A 25,320-nucleotide genomic window follows, 5' to 3' on the forward strand; every position below is an offset into this window, starting at 1 on the left:
CTCGGGACCGGCGGCTCAGGACCGACGGCTCGGGGCCAGCGGCTCAGGGCCAGCGGATCGGGACCGGCGGCTCAGGACCGACGGCTCGGGGCCAGCGGCTCAGGGCCAGCGGATCGGGACCGGCGGCTCAGGACCGACGGCTCGGGGCCAGCGGCTCAGGGCCGGCGGCTCGGGACCGGCGGCTCAGGGCCGGCGGCTCGGGACCGGCGGCTTACGGCTCGAACTTGTAGCCGAGACCGCGGACCGTGACCAGGTAGCGCGGCGCGCCCGGGTCCGGCTCGATCTTCGCCCGCAGCCGCTTGACGTGCACGTCCAGGGTCTTGGTGTCGCCGACGTAGTCGGCCCCCCACACCCGGTCGATGAGCTGCATGCGGGTCAGCACCCGGCCCGCGTTGCGCAGCAGCATCTCCAGCAGGTCGAACTCCTTCAGCGGCAGGTCGACCTTGGAGCCGGAGACCGTCACCACGTGCCGGTCGACGTCCATGCGGACCGGGCCCGCCTCCAGCGCGGCCGGCGTGACCTCCTCCGGCTCGCCCCGGCGGCGCAGCACCGCCCGGATGCGGGCGACCAGTTCCCGCGAGGAGAACGGCTTGGTGACGTAGTCGTCGGCGCCTATCTCCAGGCCGACGACCTTGTCGATCTCGCTGTCCTTGGCCGTCACCATGATCACGGGGACGTTGGAGCGGCCGCGCAGCTGTCGGCACACCTCCGTACCGGGCAGACCCGGCAGCATCAGGTCGAGGAGGACGAGGTCGGCGCCGTTGCGCTCGAACTCGTCGAGTCCGTCGGGCCCGGTGGCCGCCACGGCGACCTCGAAGCCCTCCTTGCGGAGCATGTACGACAGGGCGTCGGAGAAGGACTCCTCGTCCTCGACGACGAGCACACGGGTCACGGAAGGACCTCCGGGGCGGGAAGCGGTTCGTACGGGGTGGTGTCAGGAGATACATCGCGGGACTGCCCGGTCTCGTCATCGTGACCGGGGTGCTCGTGCGCGCGGTCGCGGGCCGCGCCCGCCTCCGGCAGTCGCAGGGTGAACGTGGAGCCCTGTCCCTCGGAACTCCACACCGTGACCTCCCCGCCGTGCGAGGCGGCCACGTGCTTGACGATCGCCAGACCCAGGCCGGTGCCTCCGGTGGCACGGGAGCGGGCCGGGTCGACGCGGTAGAAGCGCTCGAAGATGCGCTCCTTGTCCTTGTCGGAGATGCCGATGCCCTGGTCGGTGACGGCGATCTCGATGCTGTCGCCGCCGGGTCCGACCACCCGGCGGGCGGCGATGCCGACGCGGGTGCGGGCGGGCGAGTAGTTGACGGCGTTCTCGACGAGGTTGCCCAGGGCGGCGGCGAGCTGGCCGCGGTGGCCCCACACGCTCAGGCCGGCCGTGCCGCCGGAGGCCATCGTGATCTGCTTGGCGCCGGCCGCGTGCCGACAGCGGTCGACGGCCTCCGCGACCAGTTCGTCGACCCGGACCGGCTCGGCGTCCTCGAGGGGGTCGTCGTTCTGCACTCTCGACAGGTCGATGAGCTCCTGCACCAGGTTGGTCAGCCGGGTCGCCTCGATCTGCATGCGGCCGGCGAAGCGCTCCACCGCCTCGGGGTCGTCGGAGGCGTCCATCACGGCCTCGGACAGCAGGGAGAGCGCGCCGACCGGCGTCTTCAGCTCATGGCTGACGTTCGCCACGAAGTCCCGCCGGACCGCCTCGATGCGGCGGGCCTCGGTGAGGTCCTCGACGAGCAGCAGCACCAGCCGGGAGCCGAGCGGGGCCACCCGCGCGGAGACGGCGAGGGCTTCCCCGCGCCCGGTCCCGCGTCTGGGCAGGTCGAGCTCGACCTGCCGTATCTCACCGTCCCGCCGGGTGTCCCGGGCCATCTGCAGCATGGGCTCGACGGAGAGCCGGCCGCCGCGGACCAGTCCCAGGGCGTACGCCGCCGAACTGGCCTTGACGACGGCGTCCGCCTCGTCGAGGACCACGGCGGACGACCGAAGCACGGACAGGACGGTGTCCACGCCCGGCGGGAGCACCGGGTCGGTGTGCAGAGAGGTGCGGGTGGGGCGTTTCAGCTCCCGCTCGCTCCAGCGGAACGCCAGCATGGCGATCACACCGGTGAGCACACCGGCGATCGCTGCCGCTGCGGCGACCGCCGCGTTCACGTCCATGCGTCCAGGTTAGGCATGGGGCGATACATGCCCACAGCCGTCGCAGTGCGACCTCGGACACTCGTCGCCCAGAGTTCACCTTGGAGCCAGGGATGGTTCATTTGGGGTGACGGAAACGGACGCGTACGGGCCGGAACGTGGGAGCGTGGGGTACGAAGCGCCGGTTTCGCGCCGGGCCCGGCCCCCGGGCAGCCCCCGGATGAACACGTACGAGAGGGAATGCGAAGATGCGGGACGCGTACCACGAGGAACTGGACTCGATCGGCGACGGTCTGGTGGAGATGGCCCGGCTGGTCGGGTCGGCGATCGGGCGCGCCACGACCGCGATCCTCGACGCCGACCTGAAGCTGGCCGAGAGCGTCATCGAGGCCGACAAGAAGGTGGACGAACTCCACCACGAGCTGGAGGCCCGCGCCATAGCGCTGCTGGCCCGCCAGCAGCCGGTGGCGACCGATCTCCGGATCGTCGTCACCAGCCTGCGGATGTCCGCCGACCTGGAGCGCTCGGGCGACCTCGCCCAGCACGTGGCCAAGCTGGCCCGGCTGCGCTTCCCCGAGCGCGCGGTGCCGCGGGACCTGCACGCCACGATCCTGGAGATGGGCCAGCTCGCGCAGCGCCTGATGGCGAAGGCGGCGGAGTGCATCATCACCAAGGACGTCGACCTGGCGCTGCAGTTGGAGGCGGACGACGACGCGATGGACCTGCTGCACCGCACGCTGTTCCAGCACCTGATCGACGACCGCTGGAAGCACGGCATCGAGACGGCGGTGGACGTCACCCTCCTCGGCCGCTACTACGAGCGGTTCGCCGACCACGCGGTGGCGGTCGCCAAGCGCGTGGTGTTCCTGGTGACCGGCGAGCACGCGGACGAACTGCAGTCGGACGTGCAGCCGGTGACGGGCGGCGAGGGGGCGTAGCCCTTCGGGGGCGAGTCCGGGGACGGGGCCTTCGGGGCGGGGCCTTCGGGGGCGGGGCCTTCGGGGGCGCATCGCATGGGCGCCCCCGTCCGGTCGCCCTCATCGGTCGGTGTGCGCCATTGCCTCCGTGCGCCGTTGATGCGCCCAGGGGGGCGGGGATGCAATGGGCGAAGGCACCCGCCTCGAGGAGGACCCATGGCCGACGCCCCCATCACGCCCGACCCCACGCAGGAGCGCGAGACGGACCAGCCCGCCGAAGCCCGGAGCCTCCCGCTCTTCGGCGCGTGCGGCTGCGGCTCGGGCTGCGGCTGCGGCTGCCAGTCGGGCGGCGCGTGTCAGTGCGGCTGACGACGCCGCACGACGCCACGTGGGACGACGAGGGGCCCCGGCACCTGACGGCCGGGGCCCCTCGTACGCCGTGACCGCCGTCAGAGAGTGAGGCGAACGGCGTCCCCCTGCCCCGGCAGACGGTCTACGTGCTCGTCCCGGCGCCCGCGGTACCGTCGGCGTCTGTTCTGAGCGCCGTACGGGCCGGTGCCGGCCCGCTGTCCGATCGAGGAACTCGCGCCGCTGCGCGGGCTCCGCCTCCGTCGTGTTGATCACCGGCTCGACACATCGACCACGACAGGAGGACCCATGCCCACCAAGACCTTGCGGATTCCCACCGCGGACGGCCAGGCCGATGCATTCGCCGCCTTCCCCGACCGCGGGGAGCGGCACCCGGGGGTGCTGATGTACGCGGACGGCTTCGGCATCCGGCCCGTGCTGTGCGAGATGGCCCGCGAACTGGCCGGGAACGGGTACTACGTGCTCGTCCCCAACCTCTTCTACCGGCACGGCCCGGCGCCGGTGGTCGAACTTCCCGAGCACATCGGAGAAGAGGTCCGGCCCGCGATCTTCGCCCAGCTGATGCCCTTGATCGAGGCGCACACCGCCGAGCGTGCTCTCGCCGATGCCGACGCCTACGTCAGGTTCCTCACCGCCCAGCCCGAGGTCGGCGCCGGTCCGGTCGCGGTGACCGGCTACTGCATCGGCGGCCTCCTGGCGATGCGCACCGCCGCAGCCCACCCTGGCCAGGTGGCGGCCGTCGCCGCGTTCCACGGCCCGGTGGGCGTCGACGGGCACGGCCTCTTCTCCAAGCTCACCGCCCAGGTCCACCTCGGCCACGCCGAAGGCGACATGACGCCCGAGGCCCTCGGCCAGCTCAACCAGGTTCTGGACGCCGCAGGTGTCAGCCACACGTCCGAGATCTACCCCGGCACCGTCCACGGCTTCACCATGTCCGACACCGACGCTTTCAGCGCCTCCGGGCTGAAGCGCCACTGGGACCGTCTGCTCCCCCTCCTGGACCGCGCCCTGGGCAGCGGTTGAGGCCCGCCCGTTTCTGACGGCGGTACCGAAACCGGCCCGCGGCCGGGTCCTGCTCACGCAGAGGGTGAAGTCGGCGTCGATCTCCGGGTCGTAGGCCTCGGGCTGGATGCCGAATTCGTGCGTGCAGTACTCGCGGAACCGGTCGATGATTTCTTCTGACGTCACATCAGGTTCCGGTTTCTCATCCACCGCTGTCGACTCACTGCGGCCCGATCCCCCCTCGCAGCAGTAATGCTCGGCCGATCGGGTGGAATGCAGTTATTGCAGCCTGTGTACACGAGCCCGGTCTTTCCGTCGGTGTCGAATGTTCCCGAACCGCGCCTCAGGGTGCGGAATCCCCCTATGAGCCGAAGGGACATCATGTCTGTTCGCACGTCGATCATTCGCACGACGACCAGGCGCGTCACTCAGGTCGCCGGCATGGGCGTCGTCATGGCCATCGGTGCGTCCGCCTTTCCAGCGACCGCACAGTCAGCCACGTTCGTCGCCTGCAGCGAGGACGCTCTGTCGACAGCCATCACAGAGGCCAACGCCGCACCGTCTGCCGTGCTCTCACTCGCTCCGGGCTGCGTCTACAGCCTGACCACGCGGCTACCGGAGGTGACTGGGAACATCACGATCAACGCGAACGGCGACACCATCACGCGTGGCATTGGTGCCACCGCCTTCCGTATCCTCACGGTCTCCGGCCGGCTCACCCTGAACGACGCGACCGTCTCCAACGGAGACGCGTCCGGGGAAAGCGTGAACTTCGGCGGGGGCATCGGCGTGATCGGCTCGGGTTCCCTTTTCGTGGAACGGAGCGACATCCTCGACAACCGGGCTGCCTTCTCCGGCGGAATCGGTGGCCTTTCCAACACGACGGTCTCAGTCGATCGCACCACCATCTCGGGCAACAGCGTGACTCAGTCGGGTGGTGGCTTCATCGCTGACGGCATCGGGACCATCACCAACAGCAGGGTCATCGGAAACAGCGCCGGAAACCTGGGAGGCGGAATCGCCAACCAGGGCCAGTTGAGGGTGCAGGACAGCAACATCAACGACAACGAGGCACGTGATGGTGGCGGGATCGCCAACATCGGCGGCACCGCCCAGCTGATCCGTACCAACGTCAACAGCAACCAGGCCACAGACGGAGTGGGCGCCGGCGGCATTCTCAGGACCGGTGGCTCGGTCATCCTCAACAGCAGCCGCGTCCGCGGCAACGCGCCGACGAACTGCGCGGGTACGGTACCCGGCTGTACCGGTTGAAGCAGTGCCGCGCCAGGGCCTTCGGCTTCTGGCGCGGCACGGGTCTGCGGAGAAGCAGCGTGGTGCCTGCGCAGGTCGCTGCCCTCCCGTCCGGAATGAAAGGGCGGCAGGGATCAGCCGACGCAGCCGGGGACCGGTGTGGGGCTGGTGAGGCAGTTGTTCGGCTTGTTGGCGGCCACCAGGCTGGCACGCAGGGTCACGGTGCCGCCGTTGTTGTAGATGCCGCCCGGGTTCGTACCGCTTGCCGAGTTGTTGATGATGGCGCTGGCGGTCACCGTGGCGGTGCCACCGGCGGCGGCCGGTACACCGTTGGCCAGACCCCCGCCGCCGCCCGGCGCCGTGTTGTTCATGATGCTGGTGCCGCTGATCGTCAGTGTTCCGATGTTGGCGATGCCGCCGCCGACGTTGCCGGCCGTGTTGTCGCTGATCTGGGATGCGGTGACGGACGCCGTGCTGTCACTGACGACGGCGCCGCCGTTCTGGGTCGCGCTGTTGCCCGTGAAGACGCTGGCGCTGATCTGTGCCTGGGATCCCCTGAACACGCTGACGCCACCGCCGAATTCGGCGTGGTTGTTCCTGATCACACTGGCGGCGAGGTTCAGGCTGCCGTTGCCGGTGACGACGACGGCGCCGCCGGCTCCGTTCGCGATCGAGCTGCCCGTGGCGTCACCGTTGCTGAGGACGATCTCTCGGAGGGTCAGGGCGCCGCCGTTGACCGTGAGTATGCGGAACGTCCCCGACACCCGGCTGATGGTGTCGCCATTGCCGTTGATGACGATCGGCGAGGTGATGGCGGGCAGTTCGGTGGTCAGCCGGTACGGGCAGCGGGGCGCCAGGTCGAGGGTGTCGCTGCCGGGGGTGCTGTTGGCCGTGTTGATGGCGGACCTCAGGGCGGCCTCGCTGCACCCCACGGGCAGTGTCGCGGCCGAGGCGACGGGAGCCAGGGCCAGGGGGATGAACGTTGCGGCGGTGCCTGCGCAGAGCACCTGGGCGGACCGGACGCAGAATTTACGCGTGAACATGCCACTCCTCTTGGGGACGCCTGCCGCGGAGGAACGGGCACGAGAAGGCCTCGTGCGGCGCCGCGGCAGAGATGTTGTGCGAAAGGTGCCCGACACGCCGCACAGCATCACGAATAACCTCCCGATTTACGCCTAATGGCCCCATTCCGCGCGGGCGAGCCGGCGGAGAGGCCGATCCCTGAGACCCCTGTTGCCGTGAACGGCGTTCGCGAGCACGCCTCTGGCCACACGGACGCAGCGGGCGCGGCGCCACGGCGACCGTCTCCTGGTGATGCGCCGTACGAGGGATGCATGCATGACACGGCGTCAGGTGCCGCGGCCGACAGCGGGCGGCGTGGGTAACTGGGTTTCCTTGCACCGGAGAAGCCGCTCTTCCGGTTACGGACGGCACATGGCGACGCGCCCGGGGCGGGTGCGTCCTCGGGGCAGCCGTCGTAGGCAGGCGCGGCGTCGGCCGGTGCCGTCACCGGGCGAACCGATCGAGGTTCGCCGACCGCTTTGGAGGCTTTGTGCAAGTCTTCCGTGGCCTGCGCTCGTTCTCGGCCCTCGCAGCGCTGGGCGTGGCCCTGGCCGTCTTCCCCGCATGGTCCCCCACGCCCGCCGCCGGCGCCGCTCTCGACCGCACGGGGCGGGAGCAGCCGGTCCGGTCACCCGACTCGGGACCCGCGCTGCACCATGACACCTCGCCCCCCTTGCGCACGCTGGCGCAGACGCCCGGACAGGTCCCGCGCCCGTCCACCACCGCCCCTCGTCCCCGGCGGCTGCCGCACCCCCCTCTCCCCGGGCGAGCCGCCCCGGATCCGGTGGTGCAGAAGCAACAGGGCAGCCGGTCCCCGGTCCAGCTGCGCCGCAACTTCGAGGGCATCTCGCAGGGCGGCACCCATCCGCCGGACCCGAACGCCTCGGTGGGCTCCAGCCAGATCATGCAGGTCACCAACGTCGAACTCGCGATCTACTCCAAGAGCGGCGGCACGCTGCTGGGGCCGATCCCGACCAACACGCTGTGGGAGGGCTTCGGGGGACCCTGCGAGACCGGGTTCAACGTGGACCCCGTCGTCCGCTGGGACACCCTCGCCCGCCGCTGGGTCTTCACCCAGTTCTCCGACGAGGCGAGGCGACTGTGCGTGGCCGTCTCCACCACGTCGGACGCGACGGGCTCCTACCACCGCTACGCCTTCGGGTACCAGTACGACCCCGACTACGAGAAGGTCGCGGTGTGGCCCGACGCCTACTACGTGACCATCAACCCCGTGGGTCTCGACATGAAGGAGGCGTGCGCCTGGGACCGCAGCAGGATGCTGCGCGGGCAGGACGCCGACCAGCAGTGCTACTACCTCCCGGTGAACCCCATCCCGCTCGCCTCCGACCTCGACGGCACGAACCCGCCCCGGTTCGGGGAGCCGAACACGCTGGTCACCCTGGGCGACGACAACAGGTCCCTGGACTACTTCCGCTTCCACGTCGACTGGAGGAACCAGGCCGCCACCTCCGTGACCGGCCCCAGGAGGTTGGGCGTGGCTCCCTTCACCCGCGCGTGTGAGCGCACCAATGTCTTCGGGGACAAGTGCGTCCCGCAGGCCGGTACCACGCAGAAGCTGGACTCGCTCTCCCTCTACCCGATGTACCGGCTCGCCTACCGCAACATCGGCGGCCGCGAGTCTCTGGTGTTCAACCACTCGGTCGACGCGCGTGGCGCCGTGGGCGTGCGCTGGTACGAGCTGCGGCTGCGCAACGGCCGGCCGGTCGTGGAGCAGCAGAGCACCTACGCTCCGGACCCCACCTACCGGTGGATGGGCTCCATCGCCCAGAACCGGGTGGGTGACATCGCGCTGGGTTACTCGCAGTCGTCCTCCCAGGACCATCCCTCGATCCGCGTCACCGGACGCCTGGCCGACGACCGGCCGGGCCGGATGACGTTCCGCGAGACCACGGTGTGGACCGGCTCGGCCTCCCAGACCGAGGACAGCCGCTGGGGCGACTACACCTCCATGGCCATCGACCCGTCGGACGACTGCACCTTCTGGTACACCAACCAGTACCAGCCGTCCGAAGGCGCCGATGAGTGGCACACGCGGATCGCCTCCTTCCGGCTCTCCGACTGCCGCGACCACCAGCACCGGTCCTGAACGACGCCACGACGGACGGCCCGCCGCCGCCCGCCCCGCGCCCGGACGCCCCACACGGCGTCCGGGCGCACACCTGTCTGTGGCCACTCCCCGTGTCCGGCCGGAACAGCCGCATGACGGTGAGCGGTGAGGGAGTCCGCGCCGGGTCGCAGGTGCAGCCGGCCCGCTGGCCGCCAGGAGCAGGAACGGGAGCTGCCGGGGGCTGAAGGTGCCTGGGATCCTCGCACTCGCCCCACAGCAGCGGACGGCTCCTGTGACGGCGCCGGCCGTGGCGGAGCGGCCTCAACTCGGGCCCGCAGCGGCGGTCGGCGGTACCGAAGGAGGCATCCGGGCTACCGGTCGGTGCACATCCGCACCGAGTTCACCGAAGCCGGTCGGCCCTGTCGGCTGCAGCCGTCACACGGGCCATCCGCCGGTTCTTCGCCGACTGCGCTCGCCGTGGCGCCTCAGGTGCGGACAGCCCTACCCGGGTCCTTGGTTGCCGAGGAACTCAACCGGGTGAACCATGGCATTAGTGCGGTTTCTCACGCTCGGGGTGGGTTTACGTCGAGGCTTGCACGTGCGACCTCTGGAGGACTCATGTACATGACTCGGTCCCGTGCCCGTCTCGCCGCCGTATGCGCCACCACCCTGTGCGTCATGGGTGCCACGTCGCTGCCGGCCCTCGCGTCCTCGTCGTCCTCGTCGTCGGCGGTCTCCACCCTGGACAGGCAGCTCCTGACCGCGGCCCACCAGGGAAACCTGTGGGAGATCACGACCGGTCAGCAGGCTCAGAGCGCCGCGACCACCGCCTGCGTCAAGCGGGTCGGCGCCGACTTCATCCGCGACCACAGAGCCCTTGATGCCGGCGTCGTCAAGACCGCGGCAGAACTCGGCGTGGCACTGCCGTCCGGGCAAACGAGTGCGCAGCTGAGGCAAACCGCCGCCCTCGATTCCCTCGCCGGGACGTCCGCGTACGATGCCGCGTGGCTCAAGGCCCAGTACCCCGCCCACGTGCAGACCCTCGCGCTCATCGACAAGGAGATCGCCTCGGGTACCAACCCGCTGGTGAAGTCGCTGGCCAAGAGCGCGCGCCCGGTGGTCTCACGCCACACCCAGATGGTCGACCACGGCGTGTGTCACGCGTAGGCGCCCGTCGGCTCACAGACGTGATCTCGGCTCACTGATGTGCGCCTTCGGGGGATCAGCGAGCAGCAGACGTCCTGTCCGGTGGTGCACAACGAGGTCAGCACCAACAGCCCGGTGTACATCGCCAGCTTCGGTGACTGATCTTCCATAGCAATGTTGATCACGTCAGGCAAAACCACCTCCCCGACACGGTGGTGCGCGCCGGCCGGTCCTCCGAGAAGGCGGCGCTGATCCACCGGCACTCCGACGAGGAGCGGCGACGGGAGGTCGCCGCCGGGCTCGACGACCTCGTACGCGCCGAAGGGGCGAAGCCCCGGCGACCGCGCGCACCACGACGAAACCCGGTGCAGGAACAAGCCCCCTACCCACGGGCAGACCGCAGGTAGGGGGCTTACGCCTGGGCGGTTACTTCTTCTTGCCCTGGTTCTTGACCGCTTCGATGGCTGCTGCCGCCGCCTCCGGGTCGAGGTAGCGGCCGCCCGGGGTGACCGGCTTGAAGTCGGGGGTGAGTTCGTACAGGAGGGGGATGCCGGTGGGGATGTTCAGGCCCGCGATGTCGGCGTCCGAGATGCCGTCGAGGTGCTTGACCAGGGCGCGGAGGCTGTTGCCGTGGGCCGCGACCAGGACCGTGCGGCCGGTCAGGAGGTCGGGGACGATGCCGTCGTACCAGTAGGGGAGCATGCGGACGACGACGTCCTTGAGGCACTCGGTGCGGGGGCGCAGCTCCGGCGGGATCGTGGCGTAGCGCGGGTCGTCCGACTGGGACCACTCGGTGCCGTCCTCGAGCGGCGGCGGCGGGGTGTCGTAGGAGCGGCGCCACAGCATGAACTGCTCCTCGCCGAACTCGGCGAGCGTCTGGGCCTTGTCCTTGCCCTGGAGGGCGCCGTAGTGGCGCTCGTTCAGGCGCCAGGTGCGGTGGACCGGGATCCAGTGGCGGTCGGCGGCCTCCAGGGCCAGTTGCGCCGTGCGGATCGCGCGCTTCTGGAGGGACGTGTGCACCACGTCGGGCAGCAGGCCGGCGTCCTTGAGCAGCTCACCGCCGCGGACCGCCTCCTTCTCGCCCTTCTCGTTGAGGTTGACGTCCACCCAGCCGGTGAACAGGTTCTTCGCGTTCCACTCGCTCTCGCCGTGGCGGAGGAGGATCAGCTTGTACGGTGCGTCGGCCATGCCCCAGAGCGTAATCCACGCTTTCGGGCGCATGCGTGGGCCGCCCGGCAGCCGGACAGTTGACGGGATCCGTTAATCGAGTGGCCTGGGAGGGCGAGGGATTTGTAAGTTGTGCCTGCCGGGCGGGCCGCTTACATCAGATTCGGCGTGAGCCGCTCGCCAGGCCGCTCGCACCGTGCCGACCGTCGTGGGGGATCCGCATGCCATTCGCCAGCCTGGGGCGTGCCGCCCGCGAAACCGTCTCCGGACTCCCCCGCGCCTTCTGGTGGCTGTGGACCAGCACCCTCGTCAACCGGCTGGGCGCCTTCGTCGCCACGTTCATGGCGTTGTACCTGACCGTGGAGCGCGGCTACTCCGCCTCCTACGCGGGTCTCGTCGCCTCCCTGCACGGGTTCGGCGGCGTGGTCTCCTCGCTCGCCGCCGGTGTGATGACCGACCGGCTCGGGCGGCGGCCCACCCTGCTCGTCGCCCAGGCCTCGACGGCCGCCTCCGTGGCACTGCTGGGCTTCGTGCACGACCCGGTGGCCATCGCCGCCGTCGCCTTCCTGGTGGGTATGACGAGCAACGCCTCGCGGCCCGCCGTGCAGGCGATGATGGCCGACATCGTCCGGCCCGAGGACCGGGTGCGGGCCTTCTCCCTCAACTACTGGGCCATCAACCTCGGTTTCGCCGTCTCCGCGGTGGCGGCCGGGTTCATCGCCCAGGTCAGCTATCGCGCCGGGTTCCTGCTCGAGGCGGGCATGACGGCGGTCTGCGCGGTGGTGGTGTTCCTGAAGCTGCCCGAGTCCCGGCCGGAACGCACGGCCAAGGCCGCGCGGGAGGACGACATCGGCCTCGGCGCCGTCCTGCGCGACGGGCGTTACATGGCCGTCGTCGGCCTGTCCTTCCTGATCGCCGTGATCTTCCAGCAGGGGTCGATCGGCCTGCCGGTGGCGATGGGCGAGGCCGGGTTCACGCCCGCCGACTACGGCCTGGCGATCGCCGTCAACGGCATCCTGATCGTCGTACTGCAGATCCCGGTGACCCGGTTCATCGAGCACCGGGACCCGCGGCGGCTGCTGGTGGCGTCGGCGCTGCTGGCCGGGTACGGCTTCGGGCTCACCGTCTTCGCCGGATCGGTCGGCGTCCTCGCGCTCACGGTGTGCGTGTGGACGCTGGGCGAGATGATCAACGCACCGACGCAGACGGGTCTGGTCGTCCGGCTGTCACCCGTGCACGGGCGCGGCCGCTATCAGGGCGTGTACACCCTCTCCTGGTCCGTCGCCGCGCTCGTCGCGCCGCTGATGTCCGGCTTCGTCATCGACCGGTTCGGGGCGGAGTGGCTGTGGGGCCTGTGCGCGGCGGTCGGCACGGTGGCCGCCTTCGGATACGGCGCCCTGATGCGGCGGCTGCCGGCGCAGGAGCCCGCTGTGGGGAAGCCGGCGGCCGCCCCGGCGGAGGCCAGTGCCGCATGAGGGTCGTGAGGGTCGTGAGGGTCGTCAGGAGTGCATCCGGGCGGCCTTGAGGATCGTCACGGATGCATCCGGGCGCCCTTGAGGATCTTGTCCACCGCGTTCTTCGGGCCGTGCACGGACAGGCCCACCAGGTCCAGCCCGCCCGTGGGCACGGCCCGTACGGCCGCCCGGTTGTCGCGGTCGTTGCCCGTCGTGAACAGGTCGCTCGTGAAGACCGCCCGCGGCAGCGCCCGGCTCAGCGCACGCGCGTGTGCCGCCGTCAGCGTCTCCTTGGTGCCCTCGAAGACCAGGACCGGCTGGCGGAACATCGGCAGGTAGGGCACGCCGTCGGCGTCCTCGTAGGGCTCGCCGACCACCTCGGGGACCGCCGTGCCGAGGCCGCTGACCAGGAACGCCGTGACGTTCAGCCGCTGCCAGGTCTCCAGGTCGGCGCGCAGCAGGACGGCGATCTTGGTGTCGAATCGGATGGGTGCTTCGCTCATGCCCCGAGCGTGCCGACCGCCCGGCGGCGCCGTCTTGTACGTTCGTCGCATGGCCGCCGAGCGTGACGTGACCGCCTGGCGCCCCCGCGTCCCGGGGGTGGTGGAGGTCTTCCACGCCCATTTCACCGAGTACGCCTACCCGATGCACGTGCACGAGGCGTGGACGCTGCTCATCGTGGACGACGGCGCCGTACGGTACGACCTCGACCGGCACGAGCACGGCACCCCGCACGACACGGTCTCGCTGCTGCCGCCGCACGTCCCGCACAACGGCTCGCCGGCCACCCCGCACGGCTTCCGCAAGCGGGTGCTGTACCTCGACGGCTCCCGGCTGGGCGCGGACCTGATCGGCCCGGCGGTGGACTCCCCCGACCTGCGCGACCCCGTACTGCGCCTGCGCGTCGGCCAGTTGCACACCGCTCTCGCCCGGCCCGGCGACGAACTGGAGGCGGACAGCAGGCTGACCCTCATCGGCGACCGGCTCCGCGCGCACCTGCGGCCAGGGGCCGTCGCCGAGACCCCGCGCCGCGACCCCGCCCTGGCCCGGCGGCTGCGCGAACTCCTCGACGAGCGTGTCGTGGAGGGCCTCACCCTCGACGAGGCGGCCGCGCTCCTGCACGCCCATCGCGCGCACCTGGTACGGGCGTTCAGCAGCGCGTACGGCATCGCCCCGCACCAGTACCTGATGTCCCGCCGCGTCGGCCGCGCCCGCCGGCTGCTCCTCGACGGACGCCCGCCGGGCGAGGTCGCGGCCCTGACCGGCTTCTACGACCAGTCCCATCTCACCCGGCACTTCCGCAGGCTGGTGGGAGTGCCCCCGGGACGGTACGGACGGCATGCCCGCGTGCGGCGCGACGGCGAACCGGCGGCCCACCCGCGGGCATGAGGACGCGCCGGGCTCAGACGACGTCGACGTAGTCGGACTTGGCCGTGGCGCCGCCCGTCGTCGAGGTCTCGCCGTAGCTCCAGCGCCAGTAGCCGTCGGCGGACGCGGTGACCGTGGTCTTCAGGTAGCCGGTGGAGCCGGTCCGCACGTACTTGACGGTCTGGTAGGTGCTGGTGCCCGCCTTGCGGAACTGGAGCTTGGCCAGCTTGTCGGCGTAGCCGACGTAGGCGTGCTTCACCCAGTCGGCGCGGGTGGCGCGGCCCGTCACGGTGATCGTCCTGCCCTTGGCGACCGGTTCGGGCGAGGCGTTGACGGTGGCCCGGGCGGCGCGCTTGACCGCGATGCTGCCGAAGCCGGTCAGGTACTCGTGGGCCTTGAGCTGGGTGTGCGTCTTGTCCCACAGTCGCGCGGAGACGGCGATCTTCCAGGACGTGGCGTCGTTGTTGGAGTCCAGGGTGTAGGGCGGGTCGATGTACAGGTCGCCCTCGCAGTCCGCGGAGGTCGGGCTGTCGTCGTAGAGGGTGACGCTGCTGAGGTAGATGCCGCCCTGGTCGGCTCCCTTGGCGGCCGTGGTGTCGTGGTACAGGTACGGGTTCGCGTCCATGGTGGTGGGCGTGTAGCCGGCGGGCCAGGTCACGCGGAAACTGAGGCTGGGGTGTTTCGCCTCGCTGACGCCCACGACGATGGGCTTGCCGTTGTTCACGACCAGGTCGGTCACCGTGATACCGGTGTCCGCCGCCCGGGCGGCCGGCGCGGTGAACGCCGTGAAGGCGAGGGCTCCCGCGAGCGCGGCCGCGGCGCCGGTTCTGCCTGTGCGCATGCACAACCTCTTCTTGCTGGTAGGGCCGACAGCGAGTAGACCGCGGCGGGCCCGCGGAGGTTGTACGGCCGCGCCGGCTCACATCGGCCTCCCGGCCGGCCGGGGCTACTCCCCCGAGCGCCGGGTGAGGTGCGCGAAGGCGTCCAGGTTGCGGGTCGACTCGCCCCGCGACACCCGCCACTCGTACTCCCGGCGGATCGCGGAGGCGAAACCCAGTTCCAGGAGCGTGTTGAAGCTGCCGTCGGCGGCCTCCAGGACCTGGCCGAGCAGGCGGTCGACCTCGTCGGGGGTGACGGCGGACAGCGGCAGCTTGCCGGTGAGGTAGATGTCGCCGAGGCGGTCCACGGCGTAACCGACGCCGTAGAGCTTGAGGTTGCGCTCCAGCAGCCAGCGGTGGACGCCGGCCTCGTTCTCGTCGGGGTGGCGGATCACGAAGGCGTTGAGGGAGAGCGAGTGGCGGCCCACGAGCAGGGAGACCGTGGTGGACAGCTTGCGCGTGCCGGGGAGCTTGACGACGTAGCTGCCCGGCCCGGGGTTCTCCCATTCGAGTTCGGCGTCCTTCAGGACACCTTCGATGACCTGACCTGCCTTCTCCGCATCAGCCATGGTGGGAGCGTACGCGACGCCGGTGCGCCTGCATCGCCGCCGTGTAGACGTCCGCCGTGGCGGCTGCCGCGGCGTCCCAGCCGAAGGACTGCGCGTGCCGGGCGGCGGCCGCGCCCATGTGGTCCGGCAGCCGCGGGTCGTCGGCGAAGTCGCGCAGCACGCGCGCGTAGTCGGCCGGGTCGTGGCCGCGCACGAGGAACCCGGTACGGCCGTCCCGCACGGCGACCGGCAGGCCGCCCACGGCGGCCGCGAGCACCGGCGTGCCCGCCGCCTGTGCCTCTATGGCGACCAGGCCGAAGGACTCGCTGTAGGACGGCATGACGAGCACGGAGGCCGCCCGGAACCAGTCCGCGAGCTGCTCCTGCCGGACGGGCGGGTGGAAGCGGACCACGTCCGCGATGCCCAGCCGGGACGCCAGCTTCTGCAGCCCCTCCGGCTTGGCGAGGCCGCTGCCGCTGGGCCCGCCGACGACGGGTACGACGATCCGGGAACGCAGGTCGGGACGCTCGTCGAGCAGCACGGCCACCGCGCGCAGCAGCACGTCGGGTGCCTTCAGGGGCTGTATGCGGCCCGCGAAGAGGGGGATCAGGGCGTCCTGCGGGAGGTCCAGGCGGGCGCGGGCGGCCGCGCGGCCGTCGGCGGGGCGGAAGCGGTCGAGGTTCACGCCGGGGTGGACGACGGCGACCTTGCCGGGGTCGGCGCTGTAGTGCCGTACCAGCTCGTCGGCCTCCTCCGCGGTGTTCGCGATCAGGCGGTCGGCGGCGGCGACGATCTGGGTCTCGCCGATGACGCGGGCGGCGGGTTCGGGGGTGTCGCCGTCGGCGAGGTTGGCGTTCTTGACCTTGGCCATGGTGTGCATGGCGTGCACCAGGGGCGCGCCCCAGCGCTGGGCGGCGAGCCAGCCGACGTGGCCGGAGAGCCAGTAGTGGGAGTGCACGAGGTCGTAGTAGCCGGGGCGGTGGCCGGCCCAGGCCTGCATCACGCCGTGCGTGAAGGCGCACAGCTGGGCGGGCAGGTCCTCCTTGGCCAGTCCCTCGTAGGGGCCCGCGTCGACGTGCCGGACGAGTACGCCCGGCGCCAGTTCCACGACCGGCGGGAGCGCGGCGGTGGTCGCGCGGGTGAAGATCTCGACCTCGACGTTGATCGCGGCCAGGCGCTGCGCGAGCTCCACGATGTAGACGTTCATGCCGCCGGCGTCGCCGGTGCCCGGCTGGTGGAGGGGTGAGGTGTGCACGGAGAGCATGGCGACGCGGCGGGGCCGGCGGTGCAGCCTGAGCCGCGAGGGCGTTGCCGGGGAACGACGCCCGAGCCTGCTGACGTACTGGCTCACGTGGCGTTCCTCCTTGGTACGGGCATGCCGGGCAGAGGGTGTGGGGCTCCCTCCAGGGGTGTGCAACAGCGGGGGGCCGGGTTCCCATTCCGGGCGGAACGAACTTTGCCGAGGTGTTACCCCGAGTCGCTCAACCGTTCGACGGCAGAGCGCGTCCGTCCCGTCCGTCCCGGCAGGCCCGCCTGCCTCGGCCTCCCGACCGGTCTCAGCAGGCCCGTCTGGCTCGGCCTCCCGGCCGGTCTCAGCAGGCCCGTCTGGCTCGGCGGGCCCGTCTGGCTCAGCCGCCCGACCGGTCTCCACTGGTCCATCTGTCTGGGCTGGCCCGTGCCTCGTGCGGCCCGGCCGGTCTCGGCCGGCCCGTCTGTTTCGGCCGCCCGGCAGCCTCGGCCGGCCCGCCGGTCTCGCATGGCCTGCCCGCCCCGGCCGACCGGTGACCCGCGCAGGTCCGCATCCACACGACAGCGGGCAGCCCCAGCAGCCCCCCGGGCGGCCCGCGCGGCCCGGCGGCCCGAACCCGCGGTGGGCCCGTCCGCCTCGGCTGACCCGGCAGTCTCGGGCGAGCCGGAAGGCTCAGCAGACCCGGCAGTCTCGGGCGAGCTGGAAGGCTCAGCAGACCCAGCAGTCTCCACCGGCCCGGCAGCCTCGGCCGGCCCGCCGGTCTCACGCGGCCTGCCCGCCCCGGCCGACCGGTGCCCCGCGCAGGTTCGCATCCACACGACAGCGGGCAGCCCCAGCAGCCCCCCGGGCGGCCCGCGCGGCCCGGCGGCCCGAACCCGCGGTGGGCCCGTCCGCCTCGGCTGACCCGGCAGTCTCGGGCGAGCCGGAAGGCTCAGCAGACCCAGCAGTCTCCACCGGCCCGGCAGCCTCGGCCGGCCCGCCGGTCTCGCATGGCCTGCCCGCCCCGGCCGACCGGCGACCCGCGCAGGTCCGCATCCACACGACAGCGGGCAGCCCCAGCAGCCCGCACGGCCGGGGCTGCCCGGCGGCCCGCACCCACGATTGGCCTGGCGCCCACCCAGCCCGCACGACCCGCCGACCCGCACGACCCACACGGCCCGCCGACCCGCACGACCCACACGGCCCGCCGACCCGCACGACCCGCGCGGCCCGCCGACCCGCACGACCCGGCGGCCCGCGCGGCCCGCATACCCTCGTACGCATGACCTCCCGCGCCGCCGCCCTCCCCCGCTCTCGGCTTCGCCCGAGCGGGAGCGCCCCCGTGGGCACGGTCACGCGCGGGACGACCAATCCCAACCGGCTGCGCCGCATGGACCGCTGGATCGCGGCCGTGCACGGGGCCGAGTTGCGCCGCGCCGACGATCCGGTCGCCGTCGACCTCGGGTACGGGGCCGCGCCCTGGACGGCCGTCGAGCTGCTGCACCGGCTGCGCGCCGTCGCTCCACGCGTGGGCGTGGTCGGCATCGAGATCGACCCGGCCCGGGTCGCGGCGGCCGAGCCGTACGAGCGCGACGGCCTGGTCTTCCGGCACGGCGGCTTCGAGATCCCGCTCCCCCGGCGGCCGCTGCTCGTCCGCGCGGCCAACGTGCTGCGCCAGTACGACGAGGGCGAGGTCGCCGCCGTCTGGGAGCGCCTGCGCGGGCGGCTCGCGCCGGGCGGGCTGCTGGTCGAGGGCACCTGCGACGAGATCGGGCGGCGGCACGTGTGGGTCGCGCTGGGCCCCGAGGGGCCGCGCACGGTCACGTTCGCCACCCGGTTGGGGTCCCTGGAGCGCCCCTCGGACCTCGCCGAGCGGCTGCCGAAGGCGCTCATCCACCGCAACGTACCCGGCGAGCCGGTGCACGCCTTCCTGCGCGACTTCGACCGCGCCTGGGCGGCCGCCGCACCGTACGCCTCCTACGGCGCCCGGCAGCGCTGGATCCGCGCGGTGCGCGCCCTCGCGGCCGACTGGCCGGTGACGGACGGGCCCACGCGCTGGCGGCAGGGCGAAGTGACGGTGGCCTGGCGGGCGTTGGCCCCGCGCGGGTGAACCCCCGCCTTCCGCGCACCGGCTGACCGGCGCGGCAGCGTGGGGGGAACGCCCCGCCGGGGCGCCGGACGGAGTGCACCGGCCGGGTGAACCGCCGCAGGAGTGACGGCCTGTCGGGAACGGCGGAGGTGAGTCGTTCGTCACAAAGGCGGGGAGATCGCCATCAGGTGAGGGCAAGAAGGGAAGTCCCACGTCCGACGGCCTCTGTCGTTTTGCGCGCGGGCATGGCACGATCCCCCAGGCGTCGCAAGTTACTGACGGTTAATCAGGTTGGGGGACAGAGGCATGGCGATGGCACCGGGCAAGCACGGCCTGATCGCGACCGCCGTCACCGTGGTATGCGCGGTCACCGTCCTGGCGGCACCGGGCACCGCGCTGGCGAGCCCCGGCCCGGCCCCGTCCCCGTCGGCGTCCCCCTCGGCCTCGTCCTCCGCGTCCCCGGCCCCGGCGCCGGCGCCGAACAAGGACCTGGAGGCCGTCCGCGAGAAGCTCGACAAGCTGTACCACGACGCGGCGGTCGCCACCGACGCGTACAACGCGGCCGAGGAGAAGGCCGAGAAGCAGTCCGCCGAGATCGTCGAGCTGGCGAAGAAGATCGTCGAGGGTCAGCGGAAGCTCGACGAGCTGAAGCGGCGCGCGGGCGCCGCGGCCGCCGCCCAGTACCGCACGGGCGGCCTGCCCGACGAGGCGCAGCTGCTGCTCAGCGACGACCCCCAGGACTTCCTCGACGGCACCGGCCGGGTGCTGCAGGGCCAGCGCGCGACCAAGGGCCTGCTCCGTGAAATGACGGACACCCAGCAGGACTTGAAGCAGTACGCCGAGGACGCCTCCGCCCAGTGGAAGAAGCTGGAGAGCCACCGCAAGGCGAAGGCCACGGCCCGCAAGAAGATCAAGCAGCAGATCGCGGCGGCCGAGCAGCTCGAGTCGCAGCTGGAGAAGCAGGAGAAGGAGCGCCTGGCGAAGCTGGAGCGGCAGGCCGCCTATCAGGCGCAGACCGCCTGGCTCGACTCCGGCATTCTCGACGAGATCAACGGAAAGGCCTCCGAACAGGGCAAAAAGGCGGTGAAGTTCGCCACCGCGCAGATCGGCAAGCCGTACGTGTGGGGCGCCGAGGGCCCGGACGCCTACGACTGCTCGGGGCTGACCTCCCAGGCCTGGGCGGACGCCGGGCACCCCATCCCGCGCACCTCGCAGGAGCAGTGGAGGCAGCTGAAGCATGTCGACGTCAAGGCCATGCGCCCCGGTGACCTGATCATCTACTTCGACGACGCCAGCCACGTCGGGATGTACGTCGGCGACGGCGCGATCGTGCACGCCCCGCGCCCGGGGCGGACGGTGACGCTCGCGGGCGCCGGTTCGATGCCGATCCTCGGGGTGGTGCGGCCGGACGCGTGAACCGGGCCACGTGACGCGCCCCACACGGGTGCGCGGCCAAACCCCGCGCGGACGTGACGTTCGTCATTCCGCCGTCACGGCCCGCCTGTCCAACTGCGATACGGATCGCGGCATATGCCACTGGCCGGCCGCCGATGGACGTGGCCCGCGCCATTCCGCTGCGGCGCCGACACCCGCTATGGTCCCCGTCGGCAGGTCGAGGCCCCTCGCGCTGCCGTGCCCTCGGGGGGAGGGAAGGAACCCAGCACGATGCCTGTACCCGTACCGCGGCAGAGAGCGATCCCGGCCGTGGAGAGCGGTCAGGCGCAGGCCGCGTCCCCAGGCGGCGACTCCTCCGAGGAAACGTCGGCCCCGCCGAAGGACGTCACGGCCGACCCGAACGGCGCCACGCACACCCATCTGACGCTGCTGCTGATCGAGGACGATCCCGGCGGTTCGCCGATCGTGCCCGAACTGCACGACTCGGCGGGCAAGCCGATCCGCGTGCGCACCGCCCGCAACCTCACCGAGGCGGAGCGGCTGCTGACGGACGACGTGCACTGCATCCTGCTCGACCTCGCGCTGTCCGCCCCGGGCCGCTCCGACGGCGACGACGAACTCGCCGTCCTCCGGCACGTACTGCGGCTCGCGCCCCGGCACGCCGTCCTCGCGCTCACCGCGTCCGGCGACGCCGAGCGCGGCGCCGAGGCGGTGCGTGTGGGCGCCCAGGACTACCTCTTCCGCGACGAGCTGGACGGCCGGCTGCTGAGCCGGGCGATCCGGTACGCCGTCGAGCGGAAGCGTTCCGACACCGCCGAGCGGCGGCTCGCCGAGGGCAAGCTGCGCGCCCAGGAGAACCGGCGCCTGGAGCGCGGACTGCTGCCGACCCCGCTGCTGGAGGGCTCGCCCCTGCGGTTCGCCGCCCGCTACCGCCCGGGCCGCTCCCGCGCGCTGCTCGGCGGTGACTTCTACGACGTCGTCCGCACCCCGGACGGCACCGTGCACGCCATGATCGGCGACGTCTGCGGCCACGGCCCGGACGAGGCCGCGCTCGGCGTGGAGCTGCGCATCGCCTGGCGGGCGCTGACGCTGGCGGGCCTGTGCGGCGACCAGCTGCTCGGCACGCTGCAGCAGGTGCTGGAGCACGAGCGTTCCGACGACGAGATCTTCGCGACGCTGTGCACGGTGGACATCGCCCCCGACGGCCGCCGCGCCGGCCTGTGCCTGGCCGGGCACCCGGCCCCGCTGATCGCCCACCCCGGCCGCCCGGCGAGGCTGCTGCCGCAGGAGAACAACGGTCCCGCGCTCGGCCTGCTGCCGGGCGCCCGCTGGCCGCGGATGCAGGTGGAGCTGGGTGCCGAGTGGACTCTGATGCTCTACACCGACGGACTGATCGAGGGCCGCGTCGGCGAGAGCGGGGAACGGCTCGGCCAGGACGGCATGGTGGAGCTGGTGCGCCGGCAACTCGCCGCGGGCCTCAGCGGCGAGGAACTGCTGTGGGCCGCGGTGAACGAGGTGCGCGACCTCAACGGCGGCGAACTGACGGACGACGTGGCCGTACTGCTGCTGGACCGGACGCCGTAACCGCTCCGCGACGGGATCCCCGGCCGCTGCGCCACCCGGGCACCGCGGCCCCCTGCGGAACCAGGGCCGGGACCGGACCGTGGCCTGTCTGCCTGCCCGTCTCGCTGCCTGTGGCCGGACCGGGGCGGCCGTGCGGAAGGCCGCCGGACCGACGGCGTCAGCGCCCGCCGTTGTACGGGCCGTACGGACCGTCGCTGCTGGAACCGCGGCGGCTGCGGCCCCCGCCGGACATGCCGCGCAGGGCGGGCCGTACGTCGACCATGTACACGATGGTCGCGATCAGGCCGATGATCGGCAGGAACGACAGGATGTTGAAGATCAGGTTCACCACGAAGGCGATCCCGAGAACGATCAGCCAGAAGGGCTTCGTCTGCTTGTCGGCGGCACGGTAGGCGTCCTCACGGCGCGTGGCGGCGTCGATCAGCGCGAATCCGCTGAAAAGGATCAGGGCCATGCTCAGCAGCCACATGAACCCTGCGAAGCCCTGCATCAGCACTACGTCCACCACCAGACTCGGCTCGTCCCTACGCGGTCACCGTACCCGCTCCCGCGACCCCGCTGCCCGCAGAACGGGCCGGGCACTCCGTAAGTGCCCGGCCCGTCCGGCGTCGTTCCCCTTCCCCGTATCACTTGACGGGCGGGATCGTCTTCTTCGCGGTGGTCGGCTTGCGGGCCGGCGTCTTCTTCACGCCGGGCCTCTTGTCCGCGGCGGGCTCGGACTCGACCGCGGCGAGCTTGACCTCGGCGGGCTTGGCCTCCTCCTTCGCCCCGACGGGCTCGGGCTTCGGCTCGACGGCGACCGCCAGCTCCTCGACCTCCTCGGCCACGTTCTCGATGCCCTCGGCGGCCTCGCCGCGCCAGGTCCGCACGGTCTGCTCGCCGTGCTCGGCGACCTTCTCGTAGGTCTCGCGGGCCTTCACGGCGTACTCGGCGGCGACGCCCACACCGCGCAGGGCGATGTCCTGGGCGGCCTCGCCGAGCTTCTTCAGGTCGGCGTCGAGGGTGGCGCCGAGCTTCTTGACGTCACCGTCAAGGGTGTTGAGGAACTCGTTGACCTTGGCCTGGAGGGTCTCCTGCCGCTCCTTGACGCGGGCCTGCGCCTCCTTGGCGCGTGCGGCGGCCTTCTCCTGGACCGCCTTGGGGTCGGTGTTGCGGACGGCCTCGATGCGGGCCGGCGCCTCCGCGCGCAGCTGCTCCACCAGCGCCGGAACCTTCTTGGCCTTCTGGAAGGCGAGGTCGGCGGTGCCGGCGGCGAAGTAGAGCGGCGTCGGGTCGCTGAATGTCTTACGCAGGTCGTCAGTGATGGCCATGATGCTGGTCCTCCCGGATCGCTTTCGGCTGAGGGTCTGGATTCCCGCGATCGGTTTGCCGACCGGTCGGTCTCGCTGCTCGGTCATGATCAGCCGGCTGTCTGCTGCGGGTCGGCGTCGCTGCCGTCGGAGGTGCGGGCGGTACGGCGCGCGGCGGACGTGCGACCGCCGGCCGTGCGGGTCGCCGTGCCGGGACGGCGCTCGCCGGTTCCGTCGCCGTCGCCCTCGCGGGCGCGGCGCGCCGCGGTGCCGCCGTCTTCGCCGGTGTCGCTCACCGCGGTGCCGGCCGCCGCGGTGCCGGCCGCCGTGCCGACCCGGTCCGCCTCGTTCGCCCGGTCCGCCTCGTTCGCCGGGGCGGTCCCGAATCCGTTCTCCTTGCGGAAGGACTCGTAGATCTGGAGCAGCACCTGCTTCTGCCGCTCGTTCAGCGTGGGATCGGCGAGGATGACGGCGTGCGTCTCCACCTCGTCCCGGTCCCGCTCGGCGTCGAGGATTCCGGCCCGCACGTACAGCGTCTCGGCGGAGATCCGCAGCGCCTTGGCGACCTGCTGCAGCACCTCCGCGCTCGGCTTGCGCAGTCCGCGCTCGATCTGGCTCAGGTACGGATTGGACACCCCGGCGGCGTCGGCGAGCTGCCTGAGCGACAGCTGCGCGTTGCGCCGCTGCTCGCGCAGGTACTCACCGAGATTGCCGACGTTGAGCGATGCCATGCCTCCACTGTGCACCCATGCGCTAACTATTGCAAGCAACCCGCTTGCAAGAGTGCGCCCCGGTGTCGGCGGGCGTCCGCGGGCTCCGGGTGGGCGGCCTTCCGGTCGCACAGGGCAGCGGCGGCCTCGGTCCGTCCGGTGGGTTCCCCGAAAGCCCGCAGCCACACCGCAGTGGCAAGAGGCGCAGTGGCGGAAGCCGCGGTGAAGGCCGTGCCGGCCGGGGAGTATGAGGCATGCGCCCGGATGACTGGTACCTCACCGAAAACGTCGACGACTTCCTCGCCCGAGCGGGAGACTTCCTGCGCTCGCGGCCCGGCCCGCACGTCATGCAGCTCACCTGGGCCGAGAGAGTACGAACCCGCGGGGCAGAGTCCTTCGGCGCCGAAGCTCCCCTCTTCGGCTCACTGGAACGGGCGGGCGAGGTGCACGGCACCTTCTACCGCCTCCCGCCCGGTCGGCTCGGCCTCTCCCCGCTCTCGCCGGGGCAGGCCGACTCCCTCGCCGCCCGCCTGGCCGCGCTCGGGCAACCGCCCGCCGGCGTCAGCGCGGACCACGACACCGCCACCGCGTTCGCCGAGGCCTGGCAGCGGCGCACCGGGGCCACGCCGAGACTCCGCGACACGCGGGTCCGTCTGTACCGCCTCGGCACGCTCACCCCGCCGGCGCCGATGCCGGCGGGCCGGGCACGCGTCCTGGGCGAGCGGGACCTCGACGAAGTCATCTTCTGGTGCGCCGAGTTCGCCAGGGCCGTCGGGGAGGCCGCCCCCCTGGACGCCGACTCGTGGGCCGGCTCCCGCTTCGCCGACAAGCGCTACACCCTCTGGGAGACCCCCGGCGGCACCCCCGTCTCCGTCGCGGGCATGAACCCGCTGATCGGCGGCCAGATCCAGGTGGACATCGTCTACACCCCGGCCCACCTGCGCGGCCGCGGCTACGCGGGCGCCGTGACGGCGGAGGTGAGCCGGGTCGCGCTGGCCGCGGGCGCGCGGGACGTGGTGCTGTTCGCGGACCGGTCCAACCCCACCAGCAACGCCCTCTACCAGCGCCTCGGCTACCGCGGCGTCAGCGACTGGTCCGGGTACGACTTCTGATCCCTCCGACGTCACCGAGCCAGGCCTCGACGGCCGCGAAGTCCCGGTCGGTGAGGCCGTGACGGTGGTCGACGCGGTGCAGCAGTGCCGGCGCGGGGTGGTGGACGGCCACCCAGGCTCGGTCGGCGTCGGTGAGTTCGTCGTCCAGCCACACGAAGGGGCGGCCGGCCGCCCGGGCGACGAGGGGCCGGGTCTTCCAGTGGACCGACCCGGCCGGCCCGTCGTCGCCGTACACCTCGGGGGGTACGTCGTCCGCGTCGTCGTCCGCGTCGTCGTCCGGCCAGGTCACCAGCGGCAGCGCGGGCAGGCCGAGCCACGGCGCGAGGCACTCGTTGGCGTCGTCGCCCCAGGTCGTGGCCCACACCAGCGTGCAGCCGAGCGCGGCCAGCCGCGGGCCGAGCGCGGGATCGACGCGGGTGAGCAACGGGTGCGCGGCGGCGAGTCGCGGCAGCACCCGGCGCGGGGCGTACACCGGGTAGGGCGTCGCCCCGCCGAACGGGATCAGCGTGCCGTCGATGTCGAGGAAGAGCAGCATCGGAGAAAGGATCAC

At 72.1% G+C, this 25,320-nt stretch carries 24 protein-coding genes; 11 read left to right on the top strand and 13 right to left on the bottom strand.

The window, feature by feature from the left end:
* Positions 1 to 211: 211 nt before the first annotated feature.
* Both VKA29_RS02885 and VKA29_RS02890 read right to left on the bottom strand, forming a co-directional pair.
* The gene (locus VKA29_RS02885) at positions 212 to 892 is read right to left on the bottom strand and encodes a response regulator transcription factor (RefSeq protein WP_010358452.1); all 681 of its coding nucleotides are present in this window, start codon (positions 890 to 892) and stop codon (positions 212 to 214) included.
* Entirely contained in the window at positions 889 to 2,154 is a 1,266-nt protein-coding gene (locus VKA29_RS02890; RefSeq protein ID WP_324783518.1) for a sensor histidine kinase, read from the bottom strand. Before VKA29_RS02890 ends, VKA29_RS02885 begins: the two co-directional genes overlap by 4 nt.
* A 227-nt stretch (positions 2,155 to 2,381) precedes the next feature.
* On the opposite strand from VKA29_RS02890, the gene phoU reads away from it, so the two are divergent.
* The 3 genes from phoU (at position 2,382) to VKA29_RS02905 (ending at position 5,693) form a co-directional block, all read left to right on the top strand.
* A complete protein-coding gene (phoU, locus tag VKA29_RS02895) occupies positions 2,382 to 3,071 on the top strand; it encodes a phosphate signaling complex protein PhoU (RefSeq protein ID WP_324783519.1) in 690 nt (229 codons plus the stop codon).
* A gap of 636 nt (positions 3,072 to 3,707) precedes the next feature.
* The gene (locus tag VKA29_RS02900) at positions 3,708 to 4,442 is read left to right on the top strand and encodes a dienelactone hydrolase family protein (RefSeq protein WP_324783520.1); all 735 of its coding nucleotides are present in this window, start codon (positions 3,708 to 3,710) and stop codon (positions 4,440 to 4,442) included.
* 360 nt (positions 4,443 to 4,802) lie between these two features.
* Complete coding sequence (locus VKA29_RS02905) at positions 4,803 to 5,693, top strand: hypothetical protein (protein ID WP_324783521.1); 891 nt, start codon at positions 4,803 to 4,805, stop codon at positions 5,691 to 5,693.
* Positions 5,694 to 5,806: 113 nt separating this feature from the next.
* Here VKA29_RS02905 and VKA29_RS02910 read toward each other — a convergent pair whose 3' ends face one another.
* The gene (locus VKA29_RS02910; RefSeq protein WP_324783522.1) at positions 5,807 to 6,715 is read right to left on the bottom strand and encodes a right-handed parallel beta-helix repeat-containing protein; all 909 of its coding nucleotides are present in this window, start codon (positions 6,713 to 6,715) and stop codon (positions 5,807 to 5,809) included.
* A gap of 509 nt (positions 6,716 to 7,224) precedes the next feature.
* Here VKA29_RS02910 and VKA29_RS02915 point away from each other — a divergent pair.
* Together VKA29_RS02915 and VKA29_RS02920 are read left to right on the top strand one after the other, a co-directional pair.
* The gene (locus tag VKA29_RS02915; protein ID WP_324783523.1) at positions 7,225 to 8,841 is read left to right on the top strand and encodes a hypothetical protein; all 1,617 of its coding nucleotides are present in this window, start codon (positions 7,225 to 7,227) and stop codon (positions 8,839 to 8,841) included.
* A 585-nt stretch (positions 8,842 to 9,426) separates the two neighbouring features.
* Positions 9,427 to 9,969 (top strand): DUF4142 domain-containing protein, encoded by a 543-nt coding sequence (locus VKA29_RS02920; RefSeq protein ID WP_324783524.1) that lies wholly within the window; start codon positions 9,427 to 9,429, stop codon positions 9,967 to 9,969.
* On the opposite strand, the gene VKA29_RS36885 is transcribed toward VKA29_RS02920, so the two are convergent.
* Positions 9,960 to 10,325, bottom strand: a complete 366-nt coding sequence (locus VKA29_RS36885; protein ID WP_420718419.1) for a hypothetical protein — start codon at positions 10,323 to 10,325, stop codon at positions 9,960 to 9,962. The two genes, VKA29_RS02920 and VKA29_RS36885, sit on opposite strands and share 10 nt — an antisense overlap.
* A 49-nt stretch (positions 10,326 to 10,374) precedes the next feature.
* Positions 10,375 to 11,136: a phosphoglyceromutase gene (locus tag VKA29_RS02930; protein ID WP_324783525.1), complete on the bottom strand. Its 762-nt coding sequence runs from the start codon at positions 11,134 to 11,136 to the stop codon at positions 10,375 to 10,377.
* Positions 11,137 to 11,336: 200 nt separating this feature from the next.
* Between VKA29_RS02930 and VKA29_RS02935 the strand changes: the two genes are divergently transcribed.
* The gene (locus VKA29_RS02935) at positions 11,337 to 12,590 is read left to right on the top strand and encodes an MFS transporter (RefSeq protein ID WP_324783526.1); all 1,254 of its coding nucleotides are present in this window, start codon (positions 11,337 to 11,339) and stop codon (positions 12,588 to 12,590) included.
* A gap of 56 nt (positions 12,591 to 12,646) precedes the next feature.
* Here the strand turns inward: VKA29_RS02935 and VKA29_RS02940 are convergent, their stop codons facing one another.
* On the bottom strand, positions 12,647 to 13,123 hold the full coding sequence (locus VKA29_RS02940; RefSeq protein ID WP_324783527.1) for a DUF2000 domain-containing protein: 477 nt from the start codon (positions 13,121 to 13,123) through the stop codon (positions 12,647 to 12,649).
* Between VKA29_RS02940 and VKA29_RS02945 the strand changes: the two genes are divergently transcribed.
* Positions 13,122 to 13,958: an AraC family transcriptional regulator gene (locus tag VKA29_RS02945; RefSeq protein WP_324783528.1), complete on the top strand. Its 837-nt coding sequence runs from the start codon at positions 13,122 to 13,124 to the stop codon at positions 13,956 to 13,958. The two genes, VKA29_RS02940 and VKA29_RS02945, sit on opposite strands and share 2 nt — an antisense overlap.
* Before the next feature lie 13 nt (positions 13,959 to 13,971).
* On the opposite strand, the gene VKA29_RS02950 is transcribed toward VKA29_RS02945, so the two are convergent.
* From VKA29_RS02950 to mshA, 3 genes are all read right to left on the bottom strand, one after another.
* The gene (locus VKA29_RS02950) at positions 13,972 to 14,778 is read right to left on the bottom strand and encodes a hypothetical protein (protein WP_324783529.1); all 807 of its coding nucleotides are present in this window, start codon (positions 14,776 to 14,778) and stop codon (positions 13,972 to 13,974) included.
* Between the two features lie 105 nt (positions 14,779 to 14,883).
* Positions 14,884 to 15,384: a YbjN domain-containing protein gene (locus tag VKA29_RS02955; RefSeq protein WP_324783530.1), complete on the bottom strand. Its 501-nt coding sequence runs from the start codon at positions 15,382 to 15,384 to the stop codon at positions 14,884 to 14,886.
* Complete coding sequence (mshA, locus tag VKA29_RS02960; RefSeq protein ID WP_324783531.1) at positions 15,377 to 16,714, bottom strand: D-inositol-3-phosphate glycosyltransferase; 1,338 nt, start codon at positions 16,712 to 16,714, stop codon at positions 15,377 to 15,379. Before mshA ends, VKA29_RS02955 begins: the two co-directional genes overlap by 8 nt.
* Before the next feature lie 1,159 nt (positions 16,715 to 17,873).
* Here mshA and VKA29_RS02965 point away from each other — a divergent pair.
* From VKA29_RS02965 to VKA29_RS02975, 3 genes are all read left to right on the top strand, one after another.
* Entirely contained in the window at positions 17,874 to 18,701 is an 828-nt protein-coding gene (locus tag VKA29_RS02965) for a class I SAM-dependent methyltransferase (protein WP_324783532.1), read from the top strand.
* 291 nt (positions 18,702 to 18,992) lie between these two features.
* Complete coding sequence (locus tag VKA29_RS02970; protein WP_324783582.1) at positions 18,993 to 20,096, top strand: C40 family peptidase; 1,104 nt, start codon at positions 18,993 to 18,995, stop codon at positions 20,094 to 20,096.
* A gap of 249 nt (positions 20,097 to 20,345) precedes the next feature.
* Positions 20,346 to 21,659: a fused response regulator/phosphatase gene (locus VKA29_RS02975; RefSeq protein WP_324783533.1), complete on the top strand. Its 1,314-nt coding sequence runs from the start codon at positions 20,346 to 20,348 to the stop codon at positions 21,657 to 21,659.
* Positions 21,660 to 21,816: 157 nt separating this feature from the next.
* On the opposite strand, the gene VKA29_RS02980 is transcribed toward VKA29_RS02975, so the two are convergent.
* The 3 genes from VKA29_RS02980 to VKA29_RS02990 form a co-directional block, all read right to left on the bottom strand.
* Positions 21,817 to 22,149: a DUF2516 family protein gene (locus tag VKA29_RS02980; protein WP_324783583.1), complete on the bottom strand. Its 333-nt coding sequence runs from the start codon at positions 22,147 to 22,149 to the stop codon at positions 21,817 to 21,819.
* A 136-nt stretch (positions 22,150 to 22,285) separates the two neighbouring features.
* On the bottom strand, positions 22,286 to 22,969 hold the full coding sequence (locus tag VKA29_RS02985; RefSeq protein ID WP_324783534.1) for a hypothetical protein: 684 nt from the start codon (positions 22,967 to 22,969) through the stop codon (positions 22,286 to 22,288).
* A gap of 89 nt (positions 22,970 to 23,058) precedes the next feature.
* Positions 23,059 to 23,679 carry a helix-turn-helix transcriptional regulator gene (locus tag VKA29_RS02990; protein WP_324783535.1) on the bottom strand — a complete coding sequence of 207 codons (621 nt, stop codon included), beginning with the start codon at positions 23,677 to 23,679 and terminating at the stop codon, positions 23,059 to 23,061.
* 233 nt (positions 23,680 to 23,912) lie between these two features.
* Here VKA29_RS02990 and VKA29_RS02995 point away from each other — a divergent pair, with 233 nt between their 5' ends.
* Complete coding sequence (locus VKA29_RS02995; RefSeq protein WP_324783536.1) at positions 23,913 to 24,770, top strand: GNAT family N-acetyltransferase; 858 nt, start codon at positions 23,913 to 23,915, stop codon at positions 24,768 to 24,770.
* On the opposite strand, the gene VKA29_RS03000 is transcribed toward VKA29_RS02995, so the two are convergent.
* Positions 24,742 to 25,305 carry an HAD domain-containing protein gene (locus VKA29_RS03000; protein ID WP_324783537.1) on the bottom strand — a complete coding sequence of 188 codons (564 nt, stop codon included), beginning with the start codon at positions 25,303 to 25,305 and terminating at the stop codon, positions 24,742 to 24,744. The two genes, VKA29_RS02995 and VKA29_RS03000, sit on opposite strands and share 29 nt — an antisense overlap.
* Positions 25,306 to 25,320 lie beyond the last annotated feature (15 nt).

The organism is Streptomyces sp. H51 (assembly GCF_035656535.1).
Taxonomy (GTDB): Bacteria; Actinomycetota; Actinomycetes; order Streptomycetales; family Streptomycetaceae; genus Streptomyces.